This is a genomic window from Calothrix sp. CBUCES-K 9914, assembly GCF_059640475.1.
Genome location: NZ_JBXXZH010000315.1, coordinates 1 through 9685, shown reverse-complemented (window position 1 = coordinate 9685; position 9685 = coordinate 1). Strand labels below are relative to the sequence as shown.

General features: G+C 41.8%; 13 protein-coding genes. 7 read left to right on the top strand and 6 right to left on the bottom strand.

Features of this window, described 5'->3' with window-relative positions:
• Positions 1-826: 826 nt before the first annotated feature.
• The 6 genes from AC2JBO_RS39425 to AC2JBO_RS39400 form a co-directional block, all read right to left on the bottom strand.
• Complete coding sequence (locus tag AC2JBO_RS39425; RefSeq protein ID WP_496959080.1) at positions 827-1099, bottom strand: DUF7219 family protein; 273 nt, start codon at positions 1097-1099, stop codon at positions 827-829.
• A 3-nt stretch (positions 1100-1102) separates the two neighbouring features.
• Positions 1103-1396 (bottom strand): aldo/keto reductase, encoded by a 294-nt coding sequence (locus tag AC2JBO_RS39420; RefSeq protein ID WP_496959079.1) that lies wholly within the window; start codon positions 1394-1396, stop codon positions 1103-1105.
• Positions 1396-1959, bottom strand: coding sequence for a type 1 glutamine amidotransferase domain-containing protein (locus AC2JBO_RS39415; protein ID WP_496959078.1), 564 nt, complete (start codon positions 1957-1959; stop codon positions 1396-1398). Before AC2JBO_RS39415 ends, AC2JBO_RS39420 begins: the two co-directional genes overlap by 1 nt.
• Before the next feature lie 54 nt (positions 1960-2013).
• Positions 2014-3192 carry a zinc-dependent alcohol dehydrogenase gene (locus AC2JBO_RS39410; RefSeq protein ID WP_496959077.1) on the bottom strand — a complete coding sequence of 393 codons (1179 nt, stop codon included), beginning with the start codon at positions 3190-3192 and terminating at the stop codon, positions 2014-2016.
• Between the two features lie 62 nt (positions 3193-3254).
• Positions 3255-4424 (bottom strand): zinc-dependent alcohol dehydrogenase, encoded by a 1170-nt coding sequence (locus AC2JBO_RS39405; RefSeq protein WP_496959076.1) that lies wholly within the window; start codon positions 4422-4424, stop codon positions 3255-3257.
• A gap of 5 nt (positions 4425-4429) precedes the next feature.
• Positions 4430-4909 (bottom strand): SRPBCC family protein, encoded by a 480-nt coding sequence (locus tag AC2JBO_RS39400; RefSeq protein WP_496959075.1) that lies wholly within the window; start codon positions 4907-4909, stop codon positions 4430-4432.
• Between the two features lie 727 nt (positions 4910-5636).
• On the opposite strand from AC2JBO_RS39400, the gene AC2JBO_RS39395 reads away from it, so the two are divergent.
• The 7 genes from AC2JBO_RS39395 (at position 5637) to AC2JBO_RS39365 (ending at position 9593) form a co-directional block, all read left to right on the top strand.
• Complete coding sequence (locus AC2JBO_RS39395; protein ID WP_496959074.1) at positions 5637-5900, top strand: hypothetical protein; 264 nt, start codon at positions 5637-5639, stop codon at positions 5898-5900.
• Positions 5901-6254: 354 nt separating this feature from the next.
• The gene (locus tag AC2JBO_RS39390; protein WP_496959073.1) at positions 6255-6599 is read left to right on the top strand and encodes a hypothetical protein; all 345 of its coding nucleotides are present in this window, start codon (positions 6255-6257) and stop codon (positions 6597-6599) included.
• A 124-nt stretch (positions 6600-6723) separates the two neighbouring features.
• Positions 6724-7002, top strand: coding sequence for a hypothetical protein (locus tag AC2JBO_RS39385; RefSeq protein ID WP_496959072.1), 279 nt, complete (start codon positions 6724-6726; stop codon positions 7000-7002).
• 149 nt (positions 7003-7151) lie between these two features.
• Complete coding sequence (locus AC2JBO_RS39380) at positions 7152-7424, top strand: hypothetical protein (RefSeq protein WP_496959071.1); 273 nt, start codon at positions 7152-7154, stop codon at positions 7422-7424.
• 158 nt (positions 7425-7582) lie between these two features.
• Positions 7583-7861: a hypothetical protein gene (locus tag AC2JBO_RS39375; RefSeq protein ID WP_496959070.1), complete on the top strand. Its 279-nt coding sequence runs from the start codon at positions 7583-7585 to the stop codon at positions 7859-7861.
• 11 nt (positions 7862-7872) lie between these two features.
• Positions 7873-9051: a phosphotransferase gene (locus AC2JBO_RS39370; protein ID WP_496959069.1), complete on the top strand. Its 1179-nt coding sequence runs from the start codon at positions 7873-7875 to the stop codon at positions 9049-9051.
• Positions 9048-9593 carry a hypothetical protein gene (locus tag AC2JBO_RS39365; protein WP_496959068.1) on the top strand — a complete coding sequence of 182 codons (546 nt, stop codon included), beginning with the start codon at positions 9048-9050 and terminating at the stop codon, positions 9591-9593. Before AC2JBO_RS39370 ends, AC2JBO_RS39365 begins: the two co-directional genes overlap by 4 nt.
• The last annotated feature ends 92 nt before the right edge of the window (positions 9594-9685 follow it).

Below are 9685 nucleotides of genomic sequence, written 5' to 3'. Positions count from 1 at the left end.
ATTGGTGAAGTAGCAATGCTACTATCCCGGTCAGAAGAATGTTTTAAATTAGACCAACCCAGGTCAGGGTATTTATTAGTATTTGGTTTAGAGTTGAAATTGACTCTAGCCTGTTTTGTCATGCCACCAAATTTTAAATTGGCGCAAATTTTCACGATTTTCGGCGTTTCTAGCTTCTACTGGTGGTGGAAAAAGTTTCTCAGAAGTTAAGCTGAAAAGTACGTTTAGACGTAGGTTGGGTTGAGGAACGTCAACGGAGTTATCGCTTATGAAAACCTAACAAAATCAGGGAAATGTTGGGTTACGCAAAGCCAGAACATGCCACGAGCTCACCGGGAAACCCGTCCATCGCACTGGCTCAAGAATTGAAACCATTTTTCTTGCTTCTTTTAATATATACTTCAACGCCCTTTTTCTCATGTTTTGGCGCCACAATGCAAATAAAATTCATTCTCACCATTAGTAGTATTTTTGTATGTAATTTCGCACATCAACGGCGCCGTTATTAAATCAAAATTTGAGAAACCAATACCGTATTAATTCTTATAATATAGTTAAAAATGTATTTAGTATCTACGTAGTTTGTAATTATATATTGTAGTTATAGTTTTATCCTTTCTAATTCGCTTTGTACAGGTTTACACGTTAGGTGCAAGATACGAGCTACTTACTAAAAATCTATGAATCAGAAAGAAAAAGCTCGTAGCCTAGCGACTAGTTATGCAATGTGAAATGATGTTATTAAATTCTTGAATAAACAAATGAACGGTTAGCGTAAAACCTCCACAAGATTAAATATAGTGGAGGCATTAATTACTGTTGATTACTATTGATTATTAAACTCATTCCCAGAAAAAGGATTTTCACCAAGCTTCAACTCTTTTTTGCTAAGTTTTAACTGTTTCCACAAGTTTTTGATTTGTTGGTATGCTTCTTCAGGAGCTATTTTCCCTGAAGTCTCTAAGCTACAAATAATACTAATCCGCTGACTAAACTCCTGTAAGTTGGCATTGAAAACTAAATTTTCTGGTTTGACTTGACCGTAGTAACGGCTGCGAGGATAAAGAAATTCATCTTTATTCACTTTTTGTTCTCCCATTTATTAACAGCCTGACATAACCTCTATGTTATCGTCATGACCGAACGGGCTGTATGCGACTACGGCGACCCCATCCTTCTCACACCAGGGGATCACAGCGTGTTCGATTGCTCTCTCTCTCAAATGGTAAAGGACTTGATTGCAGACCAGAGAACCCTCGCCAGCGATCTTCTGGACTGCTTCAAGGTCAGGCACATCGAAGTCGCTCACGCCCAGCAGAGAATTTTCCTCTCGCGCTGCGTGGAACCAAATCGATGCTGTTCCATACCTGTCCTCCTGATTAACGCTTCGAGTCATCAGACTATCTGCCGTACCTGCCCTGCATGGCTGAACAGCTCGATCATTTCCCGGTTGAAGGCTGGAATGTCGTCTGGCTTGCGGCTCGACACGAGGTTCCTATCAACTACAACTTCCTGATCTACCCACTGGGCACCTGCGTTTTGGAGATCGGTCTTGAGCGACGGCCACGAGGTAAGCCTTCGTGCGCGCACCACATCTGCCTCGATCAGAGTCCAAGGTCCGTGGCAGATCACCGCTACTGGCTTGTCAGTATCGAAGAAGGACTTTATAAACTCGATCGCCTTAGCTTTAGTCCGAAGTTGATCTGGATTGGCAACACCACCGGGAAGCAGGAGGGCATCATAGTCGGCTGGATTTACTTTATCGAGGGGGACATCTACCGAGAAAAAATCCCCTTTGTCATAATGGTTCCAGCCCTGAACGCGATCGCTTTTAGGTGAAATGATGTGGGTTTGAGCACCTGCTGACTCAAGGGCAAGCTTTGGTTGAGCCATTTCAACTTGCTCAAAGCCATCTGTAACCAGAATGGCAACTTTCTTATTTGTGAGTTCTTCTGTCATCTCTACCTCCTAAAGTGTTGGCTAGACTTGGTTTTTTCGTGTTCTTGTGGGGTTTTAGGCAGCCTGACCTGGCTTGAGTACGATCTTGATACAGTTGTCCTTCTTGTGCTTGAAAATTTCGTAGCCGTGCGGTGCTTGTTCTAGCGGCAGACGATGGGTGATTACAAAAGATGGGTCGATATCGCCATTTTGGACGCGCTCAAGTAGCGGGCGCAAGTACCTATGAACGTGCGTTTGTCCCGTTTTAAATGTTAAGGCTTTGTTCATGGCAGCACCCATCGGTATCTTGTCTACAAAGCCGCCGTAAACACCAGGAATTGACACAGTACCACCTTTGCGACATGCAACAATTACTTGTCTTAGGGCAGTGGGTCGGTCGGTTTCCATACGCACAGCTTGCTTTACCTGGTCGTAAAACGCATCAAGACCCGTACCGTGGGCTTCCATTCCCACAGCATCCATGCAAGCATCTGGACCGCGCCCACCGGTCATATCTTTGAGGGCTTCACCAACATCAACTTTTTCATAGTTAAGGACTTCTGCCTTGCCGTCTTGAGCCATCTGTAGACGTTCAGGAACTCGATCAATAGCAATGACGCGCTCGGCACCTAGCATATATGCACTTCTAATGGCAAACTGTCCGACTGGACCGCAGCCCCAGATCGCGACAGTATCTCCTGGCTGGATATCGCAGTTTTCCGCTGCCATATAGCCAGTGGGGAAGATATCCGTCAAAAACAGGACTTGTTCGTCTGTTAGTCCATCAGGAATCTTGAATAAACCAACATCGGCAAAGGGAACGCGCGCATATTCAGCTTGACCTCCAGCATAGCCACCCATCATATGGGAGTAGCCGAAAAGACCAGATGGAGAATAACCCATGATTTTTTCTGGTATCCAGGCGTTGGGGTTGGAGTTATCGCACAGCGACCACAAATCTTTTTGACAAAAGAAACAGGAGCCGCAGGAAATGGTAAAGGGGACGACAACGCGCGAGCCTATCTTCACATTCTTGACGGCACTGCCTAGCTCGACGACCTCCCCCATAAATTCATGACCAAGGATGTCGCCTTTTTCCATCGTGGGGATGTAACCGTCATAAAGATGTAAATCAGAACCGCAAATCGCCGTTGACGTGATTTTAACAATCGCATCACGCGGATTGATGATTTTTGGATCAGGTACTGTATCAACCCGCACTTCGTTAGCGCCGTGCCAGCAAACTGCTTTCATTGTTTTTCCTTTTTTGTTAATTAAACGACTATTAACTATTAGTCAGTCTTCTATGAGCCATTTCAGGGCAGCAAGAGAACTTTTACGCATCCGTCTTTTTTGTGTTTGAAAAGCTCGAAGCCTTGTTTGGCTTCTGCTAGGGGCAAGCGATGTGTGAATACAGCAGATGGATCGACTTCGCCCGTCACAATGCTCTCAAGCAACCGAGGCATATACTTCTGCCCGTGCATTTGTCCGGTTTTAAGCGTCAAGCCTTTGTTCATGAAAGCACCCATCGGCATCTTGTCTACAAAGCCAGCGTAAACGCCCATGATTGACAGGGTGCCACCTTTGCGACAAGCAAGCATTACTTGCCGCAGCACGGTAGGGCGGTCGGTTTCTAGTCCGACTTTCTGCTTCGCTTCATCGTAGAATCCTTCCAGCCCCATACCGTGTGCTTCCATTCCCACTGCATCAATACAAGCATCGGGACCACGACCACCTGTCATTTCTTTTAGGGCTTCGCCAGCATCGACTTCCTCATAGTTGATCGTTTCCGCTTTAGCGAAGTCAGACGCTAGTTGCAGGCGGTGGGGAACTCGATCGATACCAATCACGCGCTCTGCACCCAACATATAGGCGCTACGCATGGCGAATTGTCCGACCGGACCACAACCCCAGACTGCGACGATATCTCCACGCTGAATATTACATAAATCTGCTGCCATGTAGCCTGTGGGAAAAGCATCGCTGATCGGCAGCAGTTTTTCATCGTCCAGGTCTTGGGGAAGTTTGAGAGCGCCAAAATCAGCGAATGGCACGCGCACGTATTCCGCGTCGCCACCAGCATAACCACCAAACAAGTGTGAGTAGCCATAAATACCCGACGTACCAAAGCCAAACAACTTCTCCTGCATCCAAGCGTTGGGGTTGGAGTTATCGCACAGCGACCACATCTGCTTTTGGCAGAAAAAACACTGACCGCAGCCGATCATCGAAGAAACAGCTACGCGATCGCCCTTTTTCAGTTTCTTGACTTCACTGCCAATTTCGACGATTTCCCCCATAAACTCGTGACCGAGAATGTCACCTGGTTGCATCGTCGGGATATAGCCATCGTAGAGGTGCAAGTCAGAACCGCAGATGGTTGTTGATGTAACTTTGAGGATGGCATCGCGCGGATTGATGATTTTTGGATCTGGTACTGTTTCCACCCGTACATCGTTAGCGCCGTGCCAGCAAACTGCTTTCATAATCTTTAACCTCCCTTTGGTTGACCAACTGTAGTTGCAATCTCGCCTGCTTCCATCAGCATTTTGAAGCGGCGTAAATCATCTCCAATCTGCTGTTCTGGTTCTTCGCCGAAGAGTTTGGCAAACACTTCGGTAATCGCACCACCAGGTGGGTTATATTCCGTAACGACTTTTACCTCTGTACCGCGATTGGCGGGTGCTGGCTGGAAGCGCACAGAACCAGAGTTATTAACATCTGCACCTTCAACCGAAGCCCAAGCAATCAATTCGTTTTCCCGATCTTCAATGATGTTTGCATCCCATTCAACACTTGTACCTAACACCCCACTGGTCGTCCAGTGCAATCGCTTATTATTGTGTACTTTTACGTCTTTGAGATGCTTCATGAAGCGCGGCAAGTTCCCAAAGTTATGCCAAAAGCGGTAGAGTTCGTCTGCTGGTTTGTTAATTGTTACCGTCTTTTCAACTTTAATTGGTTGGCTCATGTCTATATATCTCCCGTACTTGCTGTATGGTGCTTTGTTTATCGCAGTTTGGACAAATTTGTCCAAATTCTAATACTAGGACCGGGGAACAGTGTAGGATAGCAGCTTATTAGCCAAAGGCATGTAGAAGCTCAAGGAAAAAATTTACCCTTCGTATCAGCCTTCTAGATTACTAAAAAAATTAACTACTACAAATCAACACCTGAACCTTAAAGCTTTCAACTAAACCTAACCTCTAACTAAAGAATGAGATTAGTGTTAAGTTAGTTGGTTCTCGCGCAACAGTTTACTTCCAGTCAGTCCGAAAAGTAAACCTCACATGGGTTATTACGTATTAAGTAGGTAGGCAAAATTAAATAGAACTATATAAACTTATGTAAAGTGCCGTAAATACTTTAAAGGATATAAAATTTTATTACTCACGTATAGCTTTATACTTCCATTTTAGGTAAATGGACAAATTATGGTTCCTTATTAGGAATATTCGCAAATCAACAACGCAGCAATAAAGGTTTCAAACACTCTTAAGTATTAAACCAAAAGTTGACAGTTAGGAAAAATTTCTAAAGCCATAACTCGTATAATTATGTCTCCACAATTTATCTGTTGAAGTTGAATTAATAGATTCAATTGCAATCATATAAAAGAAGGACTTGGGTTTTGTATAGCTGTACGCTTACCCAAGAACTGTTTTATCTAATATCCCTTAATTGAAGGAGGTAAAAATATGGCTAATATTACCATTAGCAACTTGAATTTGATTGATGACGAGAAATTGCTGTTGAAGCTAAACAATAGGGAACTGAGCAGCGTCGTTGGTGGAGCAATATCCGTTACAACAACGTTAAGCCCTTCTGAACTAAACCTGTTCAGATTAATAGAGGCTTTAAATAATCCAAACAGAAGTCCTATAACCATTTCTCTCAGCAGACCACAAACCACTCAGCCCCAATTAGCAAGCAGCGTTAATAATGGGTATGGCGTTTATTAGACTTGTAGACGTTAAATATAACCTCTAAACCCAGTTGCTAGTTGATGTTCAGCTTAAAAAGCTTATCTTGTTCGTTAGTCGTGCAGTGGCGTGTGCTTCGCGCTGACGCACGATTTTTTGATGATTTTTAATAACTAATTTCATTTGGAAAATTTTTATTTAATAATTACTACCAAATTTTTCAAACAAATAAAACTAAAAAGACATAATAAGTATAGTTATATCTTTAGAAGTCAGATACAAGTCTTGAAATTTAAAAAATCATGACTAATAATAGCAAGCATAAGGTTAAGAAATTAGTTCTTCACCTGAACAACAACAAACACTTTCACACATTTATTAGGACAGAAAACAATGGCTAACATTCAACTTTCTGAACTCAATCCTGCTGGCTCTGAACTGTTCGCAGATTCTGAAAGCTACCTCAATGATTTGTCTTTAGCAGATGCCACTGTTGTACATGGTGGAGAAGGTACCAACTTTATTCCTTATCTCGATATTGGCACTAAGTTTTTACAGTTTGCACTCACAGGCTACGGAGTCCAAAACGTTATATCCCTAGTAGGCGGATATAGCAATACTGGACTCGCTGGTGGTGCTGCTGGTGTTGGAACTGGTGTTGCTGGCACTGGAACTGGTATTGCTGGTGTTGGAACTGGTACTGCTGGAACTGGTACTGCTACCACTATTACAATCTAGGCACTCATACTCGCACGGGCGCCTACTTTTAGGGAAGCGAAATATAATTCTTCTTTTGCACCCAGGCGCCTGGGCTTTGTGTTCCTTGTATTTTCACGCACAATAGTTTAAGAAGGAAAAAACAATGGCTAACATCAAACTTTCTGAGTTAAATCCTGCTGGTTCTGAACTGTTTGCAGATTCCGAAAGCTATCTTAATGATTTGTCTTTAGCAGATGCGACTGTTGTACATGGTGGAGAAGGTACGAGCTTTATTCCTTATCTTGCAATTGGTACTAAGATTCTACAGTTTGCACTCACAGGCTATGGAGTCCAAAACGTTGTCTCCTTAGTAGCTGGATATAGCAATAATGGCTTAGGTGCTGGAACTGGTACTGGCACCGGTGCTGGTGGCGTTGTCTAGTTGTCATAGTCACAAACAGGATTCAGTTACAATGCTGAATCCTGCAATTAAAAAATGCAACGCCGCATAATACAAGCATAAGGTTAAGGAGTTAGTTCTTTACCTTATCGAACACAAACACTTACATACGTTTATTAGGATAGAAAATAATGGCTAACATTCAACTTTCTGAACTCAATCCTGCTGGCTCTGAACTGTTTGCAGATTCTGAAAGCTACCTCAATGATTTGTCTTTAGCAGATGCCACTGTTGTACATGGTGGAGAAGGCACCAACTTCGTTCCTTATCTGGCAATTGGTACTAAAGTTCTACAGTTCGCACTTGCAGGCTACGGAGTTCAAAACGTTATCTCCTTAGTAGCTGGATATAGCAATAATGCCTTAGGTGCTGGAACTGGCATCGGTGCTGGTGGTGTGGTTTAGTTGTCTATAGTCACAAACAGGATTCAGTTACAATGCTGAATCCTGCGATTAAAGAATGCAATTAGCAGGATTTAATTATCAATAGTTGAATCCTGTTTATATTTATATTTATATTTATATTTATATTTTAGCATTGTCTGTTTGAGGGGGAGAATTAAATGGCTAAAATTACAATTTCTGATTTGCCTGCGCCTGACACTGAAAGCTATCTACAACAATTAACTGATGAAGATTATAAATTGGTACATGGTGGAAGCGGCAACGATTTCTCTAATTTTCTCCAACTTGGAATTAAAGTTTTGCAATTTGCACTTATCGGATATGCAATAAATAGTATTGTGTCGTTAGTTGAGTCATTTATGGCTCCTTTTGGGGGTCAGTCTTCTAGTAATCAATTATCAAGCAGATATTCACAACGTTTCCGCACGCGCGGTTGAAGGAAGGCGCTATGACATTTATCCTAAATTCTCAAAATATCTTTGACTATTTGATTGACAAGGAAATATGCACCTCTGAGCAGCAATCTAGTAGCCAAATCGAACTAATACCTGCAAAAAATTTCAATTTATTATTCTCTATGCCATCAGGTCGTAAACTTTTAGTTAAGCAAGAGCGTCAACATGCTCAGGCTAAAACAATTAGTAGTTTTTTGAGAGAATGGCAAATTCAACAGTTATTGCAACGATTCTCCGAATTGAGAGAGCTTTCTTTATACGTTTCCGAGGCAATTTATTATAATATGGAGGAATCAGTTATTATTTTTAATTATCTCAGTAACTACCAAGATTTAGCCGAATTCTACACAAAAACTAACAGCTTTCCTACTGTAATTGCAAGTAGAATTGGTGCGATTATTGCCTTAATTCATCGCCTCACTTTTGACCGTGAGGACTTTGAAGAATTATTCAAACTATGCCAAGTTGGAGTTAGTAATCCAATTTTTGAATTAACTACTTATTTGAGAAGGATTACTCCAGAAGTTTTCGGTGAGTATCCCGACGATGGGCTGAAGTTTTTTGCGCTTTATCAGCGTTACGATAGCTTAGGACAGGCTATTGCAGAGTTGGGTAATGTAATGGAAATCCGCTGTTTGATTCATAATGATTTAAAGCTGAACAATATTTTATTATCCAATAACTGGGAGTCAGGAGATCAGAGTGAAACGCTAGATCAAAACATGATTCGGCTAATTGATTGGGAAAGTTCAACTTGGGGCGATCCAGCAAGCGATTTAGGAATGCTGATTGGTAACTACTTGAAAATCTGGCTTTCTAGTTTGATGACGAGTCAAACAATGACTTTGGAAGAGTCTTTACGTTTAGCTACAACTCCACTAGAAAAAATTCAGCCTTCAATTGCAGCTTTAATCAGAGCTTACTTGGATAACTTTCCAGAAATTTTAGAATACCGTCCAGGCTTTTTGTTGCAAGTTGTGCAATGTTCTGGTGTAGCCTTAATGCAATCGATTTTGGCAACACTTCAGCATCAAAAAAGCTTTGGTCATGAAGGTATCTGTATGCTCCAAGTTGCTAAGAGTTTATTATGCCGTCCTCAACAATCGGTTTCCACTGTTTTTGGTATGACGCTCGAAGAACTTACTAAGTATCAAACAATAAAAACAATATGAAACTGCTAGATTTCTATCAAACACAGCTCAGTTTTGATTATTCAGCCCAGCGACTACTAACTACTCTACAGGATATCACAAATAAAGTAGAAATTGACTCCAACTTCTGTATTCGTTATCCTGATTACAAACCTTTACAACTTCCGCCTGAAATAGTAGCCCGCTTTAAACTATTGCCATTGCAAATTCAGAATTCACTTTTGAATTCGCAACTGTGCAACTACCTTTATAGTTTATACTATAACGGCGCCATCACAAAATTCCTTGCTTTAAATTCAGATTCGGAAAATTCGACACCGCTCAAAAATCTAGAAAATAATACCTACTTAGGGGTAGATTTAGCATTTTACGAGCGATTGCATTCGTGTAATCATGGTCAAGGTTACTTTGATAGTGGCTGGCAAGTACTCAGACAAGAAGAAGATAACACTTTTGCGGTCAAAAAGAGCGATTTGACTTTAAATATAGGCGCCTACCATTTGCCAACAAATAAATATCCCACCGTTGGCAATACTGCTCGGTTAAGCGGGAGCATAGCCTAAAATAAAGAAAAGTTTGTTCGCGTTTTTCTAACGCGAACAAAATCGAATAAAATTTATATAAACGAACCCGCATGAGCAAGTATCTCTCAAGA